Here is a 16,804-nt window from a genome sequence, read left to right on the forward strand (position 1 = left end):
TTGCTGGCGTTTTTTATTAGTCCGATTTCCTTCAGTCTTATCCCTTTACGCCCAATCGCTCACTTAAATGTTGTACATAATCCTGCCACTGGCTCAACACGTCTAGCTGCTCTGTGGTGGCATTAAGGGACAACTCCACCAGCGCCTTTGTAAAACCTTGTAATGTGTTGGGAGCCCCTGCCTCAGGGCTGCGCAGCCTTGTCTGACAAAAACTGCGCCAGCGGTGTTGCTCTTCGCTATTCAAGGTTTCCGGAAAGTTGCGGGCGCGATAACGAAACAGCAACTCGGGCATACGCCCATCGTCAAAAGGCCACGCCTCACGGGCCAGTTGTTCTGGCTCGGCACAGCGCACTTGCTCACAAAGACGACGGTCACGATCACCAATAAAGCCATCATACAATTGCTGCTCGGGATCTTCAGAGGCCGTGAAGTCATCCTTGCCATACACGGCAGGCAATTTGTTCTGCCAAAGTTCACGGCTCTCGTTCAGCTGTGCCACTCGTGCCTGACAGGCCGCCATATCCAGCTGCAAGCGCTGTTGATCTTCACTGCGCAAGACAGACAGCGGCGCAATCACCGGACAGCGGTTTATATGCAGCAACTTGAGCGGTACCGGCAATTCACCTTCCGCCAGCTCCTCACGACGTGTATATAAACGCCGTTTCAAAACTTCGGCATCTTGATCCAGCAATGGCGAATGATCCAGATGCAGGTCGCACACAATCAGTGCATTGCGATTATGAGGATGCCAGGCCAGGGGTAATATGACGCCCAGATAATTACGAGCCGCCGAGAATCGTCCTGAGATATGTACCAGCGGTTGCATCAGACGAATCTGTTCCTGAACCTTCTGTTTACTGCGCAGCGCGAAGAGATAATCATAAAGCCGCGGTTGTTTATCACGCACAAGACGCGCCAGGGCAATCGTTGCCCGTACATCCGACAATGCATCGTGGGCATGACCGTGGTCGATACCGTTGGCCGCAGTCAGACGCTCCAGCTTGAGCGTCACCCTTCCCTCTTCCTGCGGCCATACAATCCCGTCGGGGCGCAGCGCATAGGCCGCCCGCACCACATCGATCAGGTCCCAGCGGCTGTTACCGCCCTGCCATTCCCGGGCATAGGGGTCGAAAAAGTTTCGGTAGAGGCTGTAACGGGTCATTTCGTCATCGAAGCGCAACGTGTTATAGCCAGAACCGCAAGTCCCGGGCGCTGACAACTCAGCGTGTACCCGCGTCATGAAGTCTGCTTCGCAGAGCCCTTTCTCAGCCAGACGCCCGGGCGTGATCCCGGTAATCATGCACGCGGCAGGGTGTGGCAGGATGTCGTCGGCGGGCTGGCAGTACAGGTTTACCGGCGCGGCGATTTCATTGAGGTCGAAGTCGGTACGAATGCCGGCCATTTGCAATGGACGATCATTGCGTGGATTGATACCGGTGGTTTCATAGTCGTACCAGAAAATGCTGGAAGTCACGGGCTGATCCTGAACAAAAGACCAACAAAGTGTAGGTCTTCGGGCATGCCTGTGGCGAATGCCTTGTTGCGCACCACTGCCGTGCTCGATAGCATCACAAATCGCTTTCAGGTGCCCCGCCCCCGACAATGTCATCGCCTCCAGCCTCGCCAAGGAATGCAGCGCCGCCCGCGCCACTGGATACCCGCATCGGGATCGAGACCCCGGAAGGCATCGATCTGGTCATGCGTCCGGCCGGCCTTATGCCCCGCGCATTGGCCTTCGGGATCGACCTGAGCATCCGCGTGCTGGTTATCGGCGCACTCCTCCTGTTTTTTCAGCTGTTCGACAAGCTCGGCACAGGCCTGAGCTCCATCGCCATCTTTCTGGTGACCTGGTGGTACATGGTGCTGTTCGAAGTCCTGAACCAGGGCTGCACGCCGGGCAAGCACATCATGGGGCTGCGGGTGGTTCATGACGACGGCACGCCCATCGGCTGGGGATCGTCGCTGATCCGCAACCTGCTGCGCGTGGTCGACATGCTGCCCTTTGGCTACAGCGTCGGAGCCATCAGTTGCCTGAGTCATCCCCAGTTCAAGCGCCTGGGCGATCTGGCAGCGGGAACCTGCGTGATCTATCGCGATGTACCGGTCCAGCGACCGGTCCTGCCGCAGGCCGATCCGGTCATCGCGCCCTTTACCCTGACGCTGGACGAACAGCGTGCCGTGCTGGGTCTGGCAGAACGCCAGGGCGAACTCTCCGCCGCCCGCACCGCTGAACTGGCCAGTATTCTCGCCGAGCCCTTGCACGTCGCTCCCGACCAAGCGGTTGACCACATCAATGGCCTGGCCCGCGGCCTGCTGGGGCCGACATGAAGCAGAGCCAGTTTGAAGCACGACACCAGCCACACTGGCTGCTCTTCGGCCAGCGACTGGATGCACTCGAGCGTGGCAAACACGATCCCGAAACCGGCGAGAACTTTGCCAGCGATTACCGGCGAATCTGCCACCATCTGGCGCTGGCCAGGGAGCGTGGCTACAGCAGCCACCTGATCGACCCGTTGCAGCAATTGGCAATGCGTGGCCATCAACAACTCTATCGCCATCGCAGCAGCCTCGCCGCGCAGTTCCTGAGTTTCATCCTCGCCGGGTTCCCGCGTCTGGTGCGCGAGCAATGGCATTTCGTGCTGGTCGCCAGCCTGCTGTTCTTCGCCAGCCTGATCGGCATGGGCGTGCTGGTGTATTTCTTTCCGGACCTGATCTACAGCATCGTCAGCCCGGCGCAGGTCAGCGACATGGAAAGCATGTACGACCCCGCCGCCCGGCGTATCGGGCAGGCACTGGAGCGAGAGTCCAGCTCGGACTGGATGATGTTCGGCTACTACATCATGAACAACATCGGCATCGCGTTTCAGACCTACGCCAGCGGGTTGCTGTTCGGCCTGGGCAGCCTGTTCTTCCTACTGTTCAACGGCCTGATGATCGGTGCTGTCGCCGGGCACCTGACACAGATCGGCTTTGGTCAGACATTCTGGTCATTCGTGGTCGGTCACGGAGCCTTTGAACTGACGGCGATTGCCCTGGCGGGCGCGGCAGGGCTGAAACTGGGTTGGGCCTTACTGGCGCCGGGTCGCCTGACGCGCGCCGAAGCCTTGCGTCAGGCCGCCAGAGTCAGTGTGCAACTGATCGGCGGTGTCATTCTGTTCCTGTTGATTGCAGCCTTTATAGAAGCCTACTGGTCATCCATGACCTGGCCCACGCCGCTGATCAAATACCTGGTGGGCGCTGCGCTCTGGACCCTGGTGATTGCCTATCTGACTCTGGCAGGACGGACAGCCCATGCGCCTGACTGACGCCAGCGTCACCATACGCCCGCGCAATCCCTGGGAAGCCATGGACCTGGGCGTGTTGCTGGCTCGCGAGCACCGAGGCCTGCTGATGAGCAGTTGGGCCATCGTCACCCTGCCATTCTTCGCGCTGCTGACCCTGTTGCTGTGGGATTACCCTTCGCTGGTGTTCTTTGTGTTCTGGTGGCTCAAACCGGTTTATGAACGCCTGCCGCTGCTGATTCTTTCAAAGGCATTGTTCGGCCCGGCGCCCACACTCAAACAGGCGCTCAAGGGCTGGCCTGCCACCCTCAGGAACGAGTTGCTTCCCAGCCTGGTTTCACGGCGCCTGAGCCCGAGCCGCAGTTTCCTGTTGCCGGTGCAACAACTGGAAAACCTGTCAGGTATCGAACGAAGCCAGCGCATCGCCCTGCTCAGCCAGAAAGACATGCGCGCCGCCCGATGCCTGACCATCCTCGGCAGCCACCTGGAGTTTGCGCTGTGGTTCGGCCTGATCCTGCTGTTCTATGCCTTCATTCCCCAACAGATCGAACTCGACTGGCGCTGGTACAGCATGCTCAATGCCAACGGCAGCTGGAACTGGCTGGAACACCTGAGCAATGCGCTGTATGCCTTGATGCTGGTGTTCTGGGGGCCGATCTACGTTTCCTGCGGATTCACCCTGTACCTCAATCGCCGCACCACACTGGAAGCCTGGGATATCGAACTGGTCTTCAGGCGCCTGCGCCAACGCCTGACCGGCAGCGCCTATGTGGTGCTGATCGCTGCCGGCCTGGCCCTGTCAGCCTTGCCAACATCGAGCTGGGCAGACGAACCCCAGAGCTACAGTTGCCCGCTCCCGGAGCCGGAACAAGACAGCAACGCCCAACCCTCCGCCGCCCCCGATACGCCACGCCTGACGCTTCAGGACCTGACCAGCGAAGAAGCCAGAAAAGACATCCGGGCCCTGTTGCAACAGCCGCCGTTCAAGAACCCCAAGACCGTCACCGGCTGGCGTTTCCCGGAGCACAAAGATCCGGCTGCCCAGGCAAAAGCAGGCAACGAGACCACCCTGCTCAAATGGCTGAACGGCTTGCTGAGATCGGCCGGCGTCATCGCCAACGTATTGGAAACCGTGCTCTGGGCAACCGCCATCGCCCTGACCGGCTGGCTGATCTGGCGTTATCGCCTGTGGTTCAAGACCTTCGTCAGCCGTGGCAGCAGCAAACGCAAAACCCTGCGCGACAAACCCGAGCAACTGTTCGGCCTGTCCATCACGGCCCAAAGCCTGCCTGACGACATCGCCGCCCACGCGCAGCGACTCTGGGCCAGCCAACCACGAGAAGCCTTGAGCCTGCTGTATCGCGGCCTGCTCAACCGCTTGCTGAGCGACTATCACCTGCCCCTCAAGAATGCCGACACCGAAGGCCAGGTGCTGGAGCAGGTCGCAAAACTCAACCAGCCACTGTTGAGCGAGTTCAGCCGCAGCCTGACCACCCATTGGCAAAACCTCGCCTACGGCCATCGCCTGCCACCTGCACATCTGCAACAGGAACTCTGCGACGGCTGGCGCCGACTGTTCGATGCCGGGGCAAAACGATGAACCGGCGCAAGCAGATACTGATCGGCCTGCTGGTGCTCGTGGCGCTGATGCTGGGCGGTGTCTATGCCTACAAGCATCTTGAGCCCTATGAGGAAGTCATCGATCAGGGGCCTTCGCCGGAGGTCGCGGCCAATCCGTATCTGGCGGCCGAGCACTTCCTGCGCCAGCGCTCACCTCTGGTCAACACCACCCGCAACCTGCTTGAGTTGCCCGATGTCAGCCAGCAGCCACAGACGCTCTTGCTGCTCGACAGTCGCGAAAACATGACGCCTGCCCAGGTCGAACGGCTGCTGGACTGGGCTAGATCCGGCGGTCACCTGCTATTTGTCGCCGAACAGATATGGGATGAGAAAAAGAACCGCAGCGGCGACCTGCTGCTGGACCGGGTCGAGATCCGCCAGTACTTCACACGGGACATCAAGCTGCAGGATCGCGAAGAGGAACGACTGGAAAACGATGCGCTCCCCAAACCGTCTATTCCACTGATCGCGCCCCGAACCAGCAAACCGTCCATGCGCTGGCCGGAACTGACGCGCCTGTATCTGGAAAACGAAAAAGAACCGGCCTACATGAGCTTCAACCAGGCCTTCCACCTGGAAGACCCGCAGGATCATGCCCAGTCCTGGGCCAACAGCGCCGATGCCACGCACATGATGCAAATGGTCTACGGCAAGGGGCTGATCACCGTGGTCACGGATTCAGATCTGTGGAAAAACCGCGCCATCACCCGATACGACAACGCCTGGCTGCTGTGGTACCTCACTCAGGACAGCGCGGTGACCATGGTCCTGGAAACCGGCCATGACAATCTGGCGAGCCTGTTGCTGCGCAACTTCCCGCTGGCGCTGGTGACACTTGCGCTGCTGCTCGGCCTGACGCTCTGGCATGCAGGCCTGCGCGAAGGCCCGTTGCAAGCGCCCGCGGCACGAGGTCGGCGTCAACTGGCCGAACACCTGCGTGCCAGTGCCGACTTTGTACGCCGACGCAGCGGCCATCAGGCCCTGATCAAAAGCCTGCAAACAGACATCCTGCGCCGCGCCCGCCAACGTCATCCCGGCTTTGAACGACTGGGCGTGACCGACCAATGGCAAGTCCTGGCGCGCCTGACCCGCCAACCCACCAGCGCCATCAGCGACGCCCTGCGGCCAAGGCCCAGCCAGCGGATGTCCAGTGCCGAATTCACCCGGCAGGTTGCACACCTCCAGAGTCTCAGGAATGCCTTGTGAGCACCCCGGCAGCGAACGAGTCGAATTGACCTCCCACGCCAAAAAAGAGTCTTTTTGACAAAGTCATAAAGACTCCAACCCCGCCTTTAAGGCCAGTTTTACACGGTTTTTCTGCTGGCATAGCTGTTGCTATGTCAGTAACACCAACCGAATGACTGGAGTCCACATGCTCACCCAATCGCAGCGCGACATCATCAAGGCGACCGTTCCTCTCCTGGAAACGGGTGGCGAAGCACTGACCACACACTTCTACACCATCATGCTGGCCGGGCACCCGGAAGTCCGCCCTCTGTTCAATCAAGCCCATCAGGCAAACGGAACGCAGCCCCGGGCTCTGGCGAACGGCGTCCTGATGTATGCCAAAAATATTGATCGCCTGGAAAACCTGGGGCCGCTTGCAGGCCAGATCGTGAACAAACATGTGGCTCTGCAGATCCTTCCTGAACACTACCCGATCGTCGGTGCCTGTCTGTTACGTGCCATCCGGGAAGTGCTGGGTGAAGAAATCGCCACTGATGAGGTGATTGCCGCATGGGCGGCTGCCTATCAGCAACTGGCTGATATCCTGATCGACGCCGAAGAGGGAATGTACAAAAGCATCGCTTCGGCTCCTGGCGGCTGGCGAGGGGGCCGACCGTTCAAGGTGTCCGCCAGGATTCCTGAAAGCTGCGAGATCACATCGTTCTACCTTGAACCGGTCGACGGCAAGCCTGTTGTGGCGCACAAGGCAGGCCAATACATCGGGGTTCGCCTGAACGTGAACGGGACGGAAGTTCGCAGGAACTACTCGCTCTCGGCACCTGCCACCGGTTCCGGTCTGCGCATCAGCGTCAAACGCGAACCCGGCGGCGTTGCGTCCAACTACCTGCATGATCAGGTTACTGTCGGTGCAGTACTGGAGCTGTTTCCGCCTGCGGGTAATTTCACTCTGGCTGAAGGCACCAGACCCCTGGTACTGATCAGCGGCGGCGTCGGGATCACTCCGACCCTCGCCATGGCTGAAACGGCGCTGAACGCCGGTAACCGGCAGGTCGTGTTTCTCCACTACGCGCGTAATGCCAGAGCGCAGGCGTTCCAGAAGGTGCTGGAGGGCTGGCAGGAACGCTTCCCGCTTTTCAAGGCCAATGTGGTCCACAACGAACTGGACACCGGGATAGAAAAACGCCCGAGCGCCGTGGGCATGCCTTCGATCGAACACTTACAGGAATGGCTGCCCGCCGACAGGGATCTGGATGTGTATTTCCTGGGGCCAAAACCTTTCATGGCCTTCATGAAACGGTCTCTTCAGGAGCTGGGAGTGCCACAAGACCAGATGCACTACGAATTCTTCGGCCCTGCTGAAGCATTGGTCTAGGCACCCGCAAGACGGCGCACGGAATACTTCTGCCGTGCGCCATTAACCGAAACGCAACAAAACCTCTGACGAACACTCAACATCGGGAGCTATCATGGGATTGCAGTTGCGAAGGTCAGTCGTCACTTACCCTCTCCAACCATAGAAAACTGAAAGGTCAGATAAGGTAAGCAGCTGATTTATGGACGATAAAACACATGTAACAGTCAGTAAGACTGCGGAACCCATGAGCGATCAACCGACCGACCAGCCCCACAACCTCGACAGCCTCCCGCCCACCGAAGCCTCGGTCAGCGCCGAACCTGCGCCCAGCAATCAGGCGCAGCAACGCCAGCGTGCCAGCCATCTGGCACAGGCGCTGCGCAACGAGCTGCAAAAGGCCGTGATCGGCCAGAATGCGGTGATCGACGATGTGTTGACCGCTTTGATTGGTGGCGGGCATGTGTTGCTTGAAGGTGTTCCGGGGCTGGGCAAAACCTTGCTGGTCCGCGCCCTGGCCCGCTGCTTCGGTGGTGAGTTCGCGCGTATTCAGTTCACACCCGACCTGATGCCCAGCGATGTCACCGGCCATGCGGTGTATGACATGCAGACCGAGCAGTTCAAGCTGCGCAAGGGACCGCTGTTCACCAATCTGCTGCTGGCCGACGAGATCAACCGTGCTCCGGCCAAGACCCAGGCCGCGCTGCTTGAAGCCATGCAGGAGCGGCAAGTCACCCTTGAAGGCCGTGCGCTGCCGATTGCCCAGCCTTTCATGGTGCTGGCCACGCAAAACCCCATCGAGCAGGAAGGCACTTATCCTCTGCCGGAAGCCGAACTGGATCGCTTCATGCTCAAGCTGCGCATGGATTACCCGGACACTCAGGAAGAGCTGGCCATGGTGCGGCAAGTGACTCGCTCGCCTCGGGCCGACATCCTCGAAGTGCAACCGTTACGGGTCATCCTGCAGGCTCGTGAGGTTCAGGCGCTGCAACGTATCGCCAGCGAGTTGCCCATGGACGAACAGGTGCTGGATTACGCCGTGCGTCTGGCGCGCAGCACCCGGACCTGGCCAGGCCTGAGCCTCGGTGCCGGGCCACGCGCTTCCATCGCCCTGGTTCGTGGTGGCCGGGCACGTGCGCTGTTGCGCGGTGGCGAATTCGTCATACCGGACGATATCAAGGGCTGCGCACTGGCGGTGTTGCGCCATCGGGTAAGGCTTTCGGCCGAGCTGGACATCGAAGGGCTTTCGGTGGATCAGGTGCTCAAACAATTGCTCGATCAGGTTCCGGCACCACGCCTATGAAACAGGCATTCAGGCCATCGACACGATTGCTGTGCTGGTTTGGCGGATTGGCGGGGGTTGCCTTGCTGCATGGCAGCCTCAAGGCGCTGGGTGTCGATCTGCCTCAACAGATCACCACCCTTTTCCGGGCCGCATTACTGGGCCTGATCGGCACGAGCCTGTTCGACCTCGTGCGCCTTGCGCGTCTGCCCTCACCCAGCGTGCAGCGCCAGTTGCCGGGCAGCCTGGCACTGGGGCGCTGGAGCGAAGTGCGGCTGGATATCGAGCATTCATCTGTGAACACCCTGGCCCTGCAGGTGTTCGATCACATTCCCGACGGCCTGGAATTTGAAAACATGCCGCTGTCGGTCACCCTGGCCAGCGGCGAAAAAGTCCAGGCGGGTTATCGCCTTCGTCCTGTGAAGCGCGGGCAATTCGTCTTTGAACACTGTGAAGTCAGCCTGCCCAGCCGATTGGGCCTGTGGTCGGCACGCCGCTACCTGCCAGTGTCTGGCAGCACCCGCGTATACCCGGATTTCGCCAGGCTGTATGGCGGGCAGTTGCTGGCTGTGGATAACTGGCTCAGCCAGATCGGCGTGCATCAACGTCAGCGCCGTGGACTGGGGCTGGAATTCAATCAATTGCGTGAGTTTCGCGAAGGCGACAGCCTGCGGCAGATCGACTGGAAAGCCACTGCCCGGCAACGCACGCCGATTGCCCGGGAATATCAGGACGAGCGCGACCAGCAGATCATCCTCATGCTCGACTGCGGCCGACGTATGCGCAGCCAGGATGGCGACCTCTCGCATTTCGATCACAGCCTCAACGCCTGTCTGTTACTCAGCTACGTCGCCTTGCGCCAGGGTGACGCCGTGGGGCTGACGACCTTTGCCGGCGATCAGCATCGCTATCTGGCGCCCGTCAAAGGGCAGAGCCATTTGAACCTGCTGCTCAACACGGTTTATGACCTGCAAAGCACTCAACATGCAGCCGACTACAGCGCGGCAGTGCGCCAGGTGCTGGCACGGCAGAAACGCCGGGCTCTGGTGATTCTGGTGACCAATCTGCGCGATGAAGACGATGAGGAATTACCGGCAGCCGTGAAGCAGCTCAGCCGTCATCATCGGGTATTAGTGGCCAGTCTGCGGGAGGAGGTACTGGATAGCCTGCGTCAATCGTCGGTACAGACCTACGACCAGGCACTGGCTTATTGCGGGACAATCGACTTCAGCAATGCAAGGGCCGGTCTTCATGAACGTCTGGCAGCCCAAGGCATACCGGTCATGGATGTACGCCCAGCGGAACTGGGCGCACAACTGGTCACTCGCTACTTGAGCTGGAAGAAAGCCGGAACACTGTAAATTTCCTGCGTCAGGCTGAAGCTTCTACAAGGTAGAAACAGAAATATTGGCGCAGTGCATCGGCAAGGTCACGATAGCCCTCAGGCACCGTATTCAGTGTAAAACCCGAGTTGTAATTTCCAGGTGTTTCATCTTCGTTGCACCACAGACAAGTGGCTTTTACGTCGACTACTTTTTGTCCTTCTGCGTTAACAGGCATCTTCATGCGCAAATCGAATATGGCGCCGACCAGCAGGGGTAAATCACTGATGAGCATCAATCCCTCTTCGGAGACATTGCCCAGCCAACCCATTGATCTACCTGTGTGACGATTCGATACTTGAAGATAATCTTGCAGTTGGTGACGTTCAATCCTTCGATTCCTTAGCATCTCAGCCGCCTTCTGAACCATTGGGCGTGATCCTGCACGCAAACAATTCAAATTCCATGGGGCTACGACCCACTCATGCCACATGGAAAGCCCTTGAAACAGGTTTAGCTCTGTACATTTCATTCCCTTGACACAGAGCCTAGCCGAGATTTTTCTAACATCCACCCGAAAACGCTACTTTTCCCCCAATTGGGTGTAATCATTTTGAAGCAGGGAAAGGCTTGGCAGGCTGTCCGGCGAGGTTGTGACCCAGCTGGGCCAAGGTATCGAGACGTGCGCGTGCGCGGTATGCATATTCACTCGATGGATATTTGGCAATCAGGAACTGATAGGTCTGCACCGCATCGACATACAGCTTCTGGCGCTCCAGGCATTGCCCGCGCAGCATCGACACCTCGGGCCACACATAAGAGCGCTCGCGGCTCTGACGCTCGACCTTGGACAAAGACAGCATCACACTGTCGCAATCGCCGCGTTCATAAGCGTGATAAGCCTCGTTGAGGTTGGCGTTCATCGCCCAACGGGTACAACCGCTGACAGCAACCAGTAATACAAGAATCGTTAGAATGCGCATGAGAGTCTCCTGTTCTGTGCCTTGATATCGGCCTGCTGCCCCTTTTCTTCAGGGCAGATTCAATACCGATCATCAGCCGATTGCCCTGTCGATTCCCGAAGAGGTAGTGCAAAGGAACAATGACTACAGCCCCGGACAGGAGTAGCCTCTCGCTGCGCTTCAATTAAGGAGTTTGTGCATGACCGTTCGCCGCACCAAAATCGTTGCCACACTTGGCCCTGCCAGTAATTCGCCAGAAGTCATCGAACAACTCATTCTCTCGGGACTGGACGTTGCTCGCCTGAACTTCTCCCACGGCACCCCGGATGAGCACAAGGCACGCGCCAGGCTGATTCGTGAAATCGCCGCCAGACACGGGCGTTTCGTTGCCCTGCTGGGTGACCTTCAAGGTCCGAAAATCCGCATTGCCAAGTTCACCAACAAAAAAATAGAGCTTAAGGTCGGTGACAAGTTCACCTTCTCCACCGCTCATCCACTGACCGACGGCAATCAGGAAATCGTGGGCATCGATTACCCCGATCTGGTCAAGGATTGCGGCGTGGGCGACGAACTGCTGCTCGACGACGGTCGCGTGGTCATGCGCGTCGATACACAAACCGCTGAAGAACTGCATTGCACCGTGTTGATCGGTGGCCCGCTCTCGGACCACAAAGGCATCAACCGTCGCGGCGGTGGCCTGACGGCACCGGCGCTGACCGAAAAAGACAAGCAGGACATCAAGCTGGCTGCAGAAATGGAGCTGGACTACCTGGCCGTTTCCTTCCCCCGCGATGCTGCGGACATGGAATACGCTCGCCAGTTGCGTGACGAATCCGGTGGCACTGCCTGGCTGGTCGCCAAGATCGAGCGCGCCGAAGCCGTTGCCAACGACGAAGTGCTCGACGAACTGATCCGCGCCAGCGATGCCGTGATGGTTGCCCGTGGCGACCTGGGCGTTGAAATCGGTGACGCAGAGCTGGTTGGCGTCCAGAAGCGCATCATTCTGCACGCACGTCGCCACAACAAGGCGGTGATCGTTGCCACGCAGATGATGGAGTCGATGATCTCCAGCCCGATGCCGACCCGTGCCGAAGTGTCCGACGTGGCCAACGCCGTGCTCGACTACACAGACGCCGTGATGCTCTCGGCCGAAAGTGCTGCCGGTTCTTACCCGATCGAAGCCGTTCAGGCCATGGCACGTATCTGCCTGGGCGCTGAAAAGCACCCGACCGGCAAGACCTCCAGCCACCGCATCGGTCATTCGTTCACCCGTTGTGACGAAAGCATCGCACTGGCCGCCATGTACACCGCCAACCACTTCCCGGGCGTCAAGGCGATCATCGCACTGACCGAAAGTGGCTACACCCCGCTGATCATGTCGCGCATCCGCTCCTCGGTGCCGATCTATGCGTTCTCCCCGCACCGCGAAACCCAGGCTCGTGCCGCCATGTTCCGTGGCGTCTACACCGTGCCGTTCGACCCGGCGAACCTGCCGCCAGGTCAGGTCAGCCAGTCCGCCGTGGACGAGCTGCTCAAGCGCGGCCTCGTCGAGCAAGGCGACTGGGTCATCCTCACCAAGGGTGACAGCTACCACACCATCGGTGGCACCAACGGCATGAAGATCCTGCACGTTGGCGACCCGTTGGTCTAAAGCCAGACCTGCAAGACCCAAAAGCCCCGGCTCGAAAGAGTCGGGGCTTTTTTATTGCTCGTCTATCCGCCCCTCCGGCTGTCATTTATGTCAGTAGACATCTGCTTCGCGTTTCGATTACTTACCCGCTTGATCACTTGGCCAGCGCGGCGGGCGATCAGCGCTATCAAGGAGCTTTTTGCAGCTTTCAAGGAGAAAACAATGAATACAACTCATCAACAAAGCGCACCAGGTGATCTGGACCCGGATTTCGGTGACGGGGGGATAGTGGAGCTGAAGTTCAGGGATGGCACGACCCTGGCTGCCTCGGGTCTGACGCTCGACCCAGACGGCAGGATTTATGTCGCCGGCCCCGCCTCTGAACAACGGTACGGACTGGCCAGACTCAATCAGAACGGTCGTCCGGACGAGACGTTCGGGACATCCGGCATCGTTACCGGCAAGTTTGATACCTATACCTCCTGGGGTATGGCAGTGCAGATAATGCCTGACGGGAGACTTCTCCTGCGGGGAGAGGTTGACATCAATAATGTGGATTACCCGGCACTAGCCTGCTTCAACGTCGACGGAGTTCTGGACACGAGCTTCGGCACGAACGGCTGGGTCATCCTCAGACCCCCATTCTTTGCAGGGGGAATATCGCGACGTGTGCATGAACGTCCGTATCCATCGCCCGTAGCAATCGGCCGTATCCATCAGGGTACGATTTGCCGAATTCACACCAGCGGAAAAATCCTGGTCAGCGCGTATATCGGACAGGAAGCCGCCATTGTCCGACTGAACAATGATGGTTCTCTGGATACAAGCTTTGGCGGCACCGGTTACATCATTCCGGAGGCACAGAAGTACGGCATGTGGCTCGGAACCATTCATGACCTGTCGAGCAAACTGATAGCGGCCGGCTCGATACAAACCAACCTGGAAGAGGTCGGTTATCCTTTTCTGATTCGCTATAACGCTGACGCAAGCATCGACAAGAATTTCGGCACGGGCGGCAGAGTGACGTTAGAAAACGAGCCCGGACAGTTCAGCCAACTGGCGTTAACCGACCAGGGAAAAATGGTTTGCATCGGATATACCCTGGATACGGACAAAGCGATGTTGGTAGGCATGACCCAGGATGGCAGCCCGGACTTGGCATTCAACAACGGCGATCCGGTTTTCACTGTGGCGGATACAGGTTGCGCCTGGCTGGACGGAGCCCTTGTCCTTGGAGGCCAACAGATTGTCGTCACTGGCTTTACCTTTGGTGCGCATGGGACAACGCTCGTCGGTCGCTTCGAAAGCGATGGACGTCCCGATCTGTCATTCGGTATCGCCGGGCTGGTGACTCTTGATCTTGGCGAGCACACGCTTTCAGGAGCACTTGCCCCACAAGCTGACCGGAAAATTATTGTCGGCGGGCATGTTCTGAGGTCGCTTGGGAATTTTGGGTATGTCGCCAGGCTGATCGGGTGATTTTTATTGCCGCCTGGGGAGCCCCTGGCATCAGCCGGAATCACGCCCGTGTCAGAAACACATCCGCGAAGAGCTGATTGCGCGGCAAGCCCGAGAGATAAAGACGTTTGGCGAACGTTTCGACACTTACCGGGCTGCCGCAGACCAGTGCCGTGGCTCTGCGTGACAGCAGCCGGAGTTCGTCCAGAGCAATCGCCAACTGGTCAGACTTGATAAGCCGCACCTGCAGTTCGGGATGTCCGGCGGACAGTGCATGAAGCTCGCGGGCCAGATAATGTTCGTCATCCTCATGAGCCAGATGCAGAAGATGGATCTGGCCTTGATGTTCCTGCCGCAGGGCGTCGCGCAATACCCCCCAGAGCGGCCCCAGTCCGGTGCCGGCCGCCAGCAGCAAGAGCGGCCGCTCCTGCCACTCCGGATCGTAGCGCAACGCCCCGCCGCGCAACTCGCCAAGGCGGACAGGATCGCCAACCTGCAATTGCCGCGCAACATCGCTGAACGCACCGGGACGGCGACAATCGAGATGAAACTCCAGAAACGGATCTTCGCCCGGCAGACTGGCGAGGGAATACGGCCGCGCCACGCCGCTGTCGGTCCACAGCACCAGATGTTGCCCGGCCTGATAACGCAACGGCTTCTCCGGTGCCAGGCGCAAACGCAGCACGCCGGGGCTTAGCCAGTCGCAGCCAGACACTTTTGCCGGCAGGCCATCACGCGCCGCATCGAAGACCTCAATGCCGAGATCTTCGACTACCTGACATTGGCACGCCAGACGCCAGCCCTCGCGGCGCTTGTCGGGTGCCAATGCATCGGGCTGCGAATCGTTCGGCTCGCCCTTCACGCAACGAACCAGACACGCATGACAACTGCCCGCCCGGCAACTGTAAGGGACGGCCAGGCCCGCGTGATTCAGCGCGTCCAGCAGATTGCTGCCCGCCGCTACCGACCAATGACGGTCGCCGGCATGTAATTCAGGCATCGAAAAGTTCCAGGCCCTGCGCAGAAAATATTCGCGATTGTACAGGTTGACCGATTGGGCGGGTTATACTGCCGCGCCTTTTTGCGCCCGCTACGGCTAACCTGACAACTCTGGCTCCTGCCGCTGCGCCAGATGTCCGCCGATAGCGTAATTGAATGTTCCCGTCCTTACAGAGGAGCGCGCCGCATGACCGTGATCAAGCAAGACGACCTGATTCAGAGCGTTGCAGACGCACTGCAATTCATTTCCTATTACCACCCCGTTGATTTCATCCAGGCCATGCATGAGGCCTATCTGCGTGAAGAGTCCCCTGCTGCCCGCGATTCCATGGCTCAGATCCTGATCAACTCGCGCATGTGTGCAACCGGCCATCGTCCGATCTGCCAGGACACCGGCATCGTCACCGTATTCGTGCGTGTCGGCATGGACGTACGCTGGGATGGCGCCACCATGAGCCTGGATGACATGATCAACGAAGGCGTGCGTCGCGCCTACAACCTGCCTGAAAACGTCCTGCGCGCTTCGATCCTGGCCGACCCGGCTGGCGCTCGTAAAAACACCAAGGACAACACCCCGGCGGTCATCCACTACTCCATCGTGCCGGGTAACACCGTCGAAGTGGACGTCGCGGCCAAAGGCGGCGGCTCGGAAAACAAATCGAAGATGGCGATGCTCAACCCGTCCGACTCGATCGTCGACTGGGTATTGAAAACCGTTCCGACCATGGGCGCGGGCTGGTGCCCACCGGGCATGCTGGGCATCGGTATCGGCGGCACAGCCGAGAAAGCAGCGGTCATGGCCAAGGAAGTGTTGATGGAGTCCATCGACATTCACGAGCTCAAGGCCCGTGGCCCGCAGAACCGTATCGAAGAAATGCGTCTTGAGCTGTTCGAGAAGGTCAACCAGTTGGGCATCGGTGCTCAGGGCCTCGGCGGTCTGACCACCGTGCTTGACGTCAAGATCATGGACTACCCGACCCACGCCGCTTCGCTGCCGGTGTGCATGATCCCGAACTGTGCGGCCACCCGTCACGCGCACTTCATTCTGGACGGCTCCGGCCCGGCTTCCCTGGAAGCGCCGCCGCTGGACGCCTACCCGGAAATCGTCTGGGAAGCTGGCCCGTCGGCCCGCCGCGTCAACCTCGACACCCTGACGCCGGAAGAAGTGCAAAGCTGGCAGCCGGGCGAAACCGTACTGCTCAACGGCAAGATGCTTACCGGTCGCGACGCCGCGCACAAGCGCATGGTCGAGATGCTGAACAAGGGCGAAACCCTGCCGGTCGACCTCAAGGGCCGCTTCATCTACTACGTTGGCCCGGTTGATCCGGTACGCGAAGAAGTGGTTGGCCCGGCTGGCCCGACCACCGCAACGCGCATGGACAAGTTCACTCGCCAGATCCTTGAGCAGACCGGCCTGCTGGGCATGATCGGCAAATCCGAGCGCGGCCCGACCGCTATCGACGCGATCAAGGACAACAAGGCCGTGTACCTGATGGCCGTCGGTGGCGCTGCCTACCTCGTGGCTCAGGCGATCAAGAAATCCAAGGTCCTGGCCTTTGCCGAACTGGGCATGGAAGCGATCTACGAGTTCGAGGTCAAGGACATGCCGGTCACGGTCGCCGTCGACAGCAAAGGCGAATCCGTCCACATCACCGGCCCGCAGATCTGGCAGAAAAAAATCAGCGACAGCCTGGCGGTGGAAGTGCAGTAA

14 protein-coding genes are annotated in these 16,804 nt (G+C 59.4%); 10 read left to right on the forward strand and 4 right to left on the reverse strand.

The features are described 5' to 3' along the window. Nucleotides 1–37: 37 nt before the first annotated feature. Nucleotides 38–1,474 (reverse strand): exodeoxyribonuclease I, encoded by a 1,437-nt coding sequence (gene sbcB / locus KGD89_RS20515; protein ID WP_025261638.1) that lies wholly within the window; start codon nucleotides 1,472–1,474, stop codon nucleotides 38–40. 128 nt (nucleotides 1,475–1,602) lie between these two features. Between sbcB and KGD89_RS20520 the strand changes: the two genes are divergently transcribed. The 7 genes from KGD89_RS20520 (at nucleotide 1,603) to KGD89_RS20550 (ending at nucleotide 10,083) form a co-directional block, all read left to right on the forward strand. Then, the gene (locus tag KGD89_RS20520) at nucleotides 1,603–2,328 is read left to right on the forward strand and encodes an RDD family protein (protein WP_025261639.1); all 726 of its coding nucleotides are present in this window, start codon (nucleotides 1,603–1,605) and stop codon (nucleotides 2,326–2,328) included. Continuing rightward, entirely contained in the window at nucleotides 2,325–3,305 is a 981-nt protein-coding gene (locus KGD89_RS20525) for a stage II sporulation protein M (RefSeq protein ID WP_025262630.1), read from the forward strand. The genes KGD89_RS20520 and KGD89_RS20525 overlap by 4 nt, the downstream gene beginning before the upstream one ends. Then, nucleotides 3,292–4,881, forward strand: coding sequence for a DUF4129 domain-containing protein (locus KGD89_RS20530; protein WP_025261640.1), 1,590 nt, complete (start codon nucleotides 3,292–3,294; stop codon nucleotides 4,879–4,881). The genes KGD89_RS20525 and KGD89_RS20530 overlap by 14 nt, the downstream gene beginning before the upstream one ends. Beyond that, nucleotides 4,878–6,107: a DUF4350 domain-containing protein gene (locus tag KGD89_RS20535; RefSeq protein ID WP_025261641.1), complete on the forward strand. Its 1,230-nt coding sequence runs from the start codon at nucleotides 4,878–4,880 to the stop codon at nucleotides 6,105–6,107. The genes KGD89_RS20530 and KGD89_RS20535 overlap by 4 nt, the downstream gene beginning before the upstream one ends. A 166-nt stretch (nucleotides 6,108–6,273) precedes the next feature. Continuing rightward, on the forward strand, nucleotides 6,274–7,461 hold the full coding sequence (hmpA, locus tag KGD89_RS20540) for an NO-inducible flavohemoprotein (protein WP_025261642.1): 1,188 nt from the start codon (nucleotides 6,274–6,276) through the stop codon (nucleotides 7,459–7,461). 226 nt (nucleotides 7,462–7,687) lie between these two features. Then, nucleotides 7,688–8,743, forward strand: a complete 1,056-nt coding sequence (locus KGD89_RS20545; RefSeq protein ID WP_025261643.1) for an AAA family ATPase — start codon at nucleotides 7,688–7,690, stop codon at nucleotides 8,741–8,743. After that, complete coding sequence (locus tag KGD89_RS20550) at nucleotides 8,740–10,083, forward strand: DUF58 domain-containing protein (RefSeq protein ID WP_025261644.1); 1,344 nt, start codon at nucleotides 8,740–8,742, stop codon at nucleotides 10,081–10,083. Before KGD89_RS20545 ends, KGD89_RS20550 begins: the two co-directional genes overlap by 4 nt. Before the next feature lie 10 nt (nucleotides 10,084–10,093). Here KGD89_RS20550 and KGD89_RS20555 read toward each other — a convergent pair whose 3' ends face one another. Together KGD89_RS20555 and KGD89_RS20560 are read right to left on the reverse strand one after the other, a co-directional pair. Beyond that, a complete protein-coding gene (locus KGD89_RS20555) occupies nucleotides 10,094–10,453 on the reverse strand; it encodes a PilZ domain-containing protein (RefSeq protein ID WP_025261645.1) in 360 nt (119 codons plus the stop codon). Nucleotides 10,454–10,652: 199 nt separating this feature from the next. Next, nucleotides 10,653–11,027, reverse strand: a complete 375-nt coding sequence (locus tag KGD89_RS20560; protein ID WP_025261646.1) for a tetratricopeptide repeat protein — start codon at nucleotides 11,025–11,027, stop codon at nucleotides 10,653–10,655. Between the two features lie 178 nt (nucleotides 11,028–11,205). Between KGD89_RS20560 and pyk the strand changes: the two genes are divergently transcribed. Continuing rightward, nucleotides 11,206–12,657 carry a pyruvate kinase gene (gene pyk, locus KGD89_RS20565; protein WP_025261647.1) on the forward strand — a complete coding sequence of 484 codons (1,452 nt, stop codon included), beginning with the start codon at nucleotides 11,206–11,208 and terminating at the stop codon, nucleotides 12,655–12,657. An 87-nt stretch (nucleotides 12,658–12,744) separates the two neighbouring features. Next, nucleotides 12,745–14,115 (forward strand): delta-60 repeat domain-containing protein, encoded by a 1,371-nt coding sequence (locus KGD89_RS20570; protein ID WP_025261648.1) that lies wholly within the window; start codon nucleotides 12,745–12,747, stop codon nucleotides 14,113–14,115. Between the two features lie 40 nt (nucleotides 14,116–14,155). Here the strand turns inward: KGD89_RS20570 and KGD89_RS20575 are convergent, their stop codons facing one another. Beyond that, complete coding sequence (locus KGD89_RS20575; protein WP_025261649.1) at nucleotides 14,156–15,094, reverse strand: iron-sulfur-binding ferredoxin reductase; 939 nt, start codon at nucleotides 15,092–15,094, stop codon at nucleotides 14,156–14,158. Between the two features lie 186 nt (nucleotides 15,095–15,280). On the opposite strand from KGD89_RS20575, the gene KGD89_RS20580 reads away from it, so the two are divergent. Beyond that, the gene (locus KGD89_RS20580; protein ID WP_025261650.1) at nucleotides 15,281–16,804 is read left to right on the forward strand and encodes a fumarate hydratase; all 1,524 of its coding nucleotides are present in this window, start codon (nucleotides 15,281–15,283) and stop codon (nucleotides 16,802–16,804) included.

The sequence above is a fragment of the Pseudomonas cichorii genome, from assembly GCF_018343775.1.
Classification (GTDB): domain Bacteria; phylum Pseudomonadota; class Gammaproteobacteria; order Pseudomonadales; family Pseudomonadaceae; genus Aquipseudomonas; species Aquipseudomonas cichorii.

Bases quoted from the DNA above. Each gene is read 5' to 3' on its own strand.
- KGD89_RS20520 (WP_025261639.1), top strand. From the start codon at position 1,603: ATGTCATCGCCTCCAGCCTCGCCAAGGAATGCAGCGCCGCCCGCGCCA.
- KGD89_RS20525 (WP_025262630.1), top strand. From the start codon at position 2,325: ATGAAGCAGAGCCAGTTTGAAGCACGACACCAGCCACACTGGCTGCTC.
- KGD89_RS20530 (WP_025261640.1), top strand. From the start codon at position 3,292: ATGCGCCTGACTGACGCCAGCGTCACCATACGCCCGCGCAATCCCTGG.
- KGD89_RS20535 (WP_025261641.1), top strand. From the start codon at position 4,878: ATGAACCGGCGCAAGCAGATACTGATCGGCCTGCTGGTGCTCGTGGCG.
- hmpA (WP_025261642.1), top strand. From the start codon at position 6,274: ATGCTCACCCAATCGCAGCGCGACATCATCAAGGCGACCGTTCCTCTC.
- KGD89_RS20545 (WP_025261643.1), top strand. From the start codon at position 7,688: ATGAGCGATCAACCGACCGACCAGCCCCACAACCTCGACAGCCTCCCG.
- KGD89_RS20550 (WP_025261644.1), top strand. From the start codon at position 8,740: ATGAAACAGGCATTCAGGCCATCGACACGATTGCTGTGCTGGTTTGGC.
- KGD89_RS20555 (WP_025261645.1), bottom strand. From the start codon at position 10,453: ATGCTAAGGAATCGAAGGATTGAACGTCACCAACTGCAAGATTATCTT.
- KGD89_RS20560 (WP_025261646.1), bottom strand. From the start codon at position 11,027: ATGCGCATTCTAACGATTCTTGTATTACTGGTTGCTGTCAGCGGTTGT.
- pyk (WP_025261647.1), top strand. From the start codon at position 11,206: ATGACCGTTCGCCGCACCAAAATCGTTGCCACACTTGGCCCTGCCAGT.
- KGD89_RS20570 (WP_025261648.1), top strand. From the start codon at position 12,745: ATGTCAGTAGACATCTGCTTCGCGTTTCGATTACTTACCCGCTTGATC.
- KGD89_RS20575 (WP_025261649.1), bottom strand. From the start codon at position 15,094: ATGCCTGAATTACATGCCGGCGACCGTCATTGGTCGGTAGCGGCGGGC.
- KGD89_RS20580 (WP_025261650.1), top strand. From the start codon at position 15,281: ATGACCGTGATCAAGCAAGACGACCTGATTCAGAGCGTTGCAGACGCA.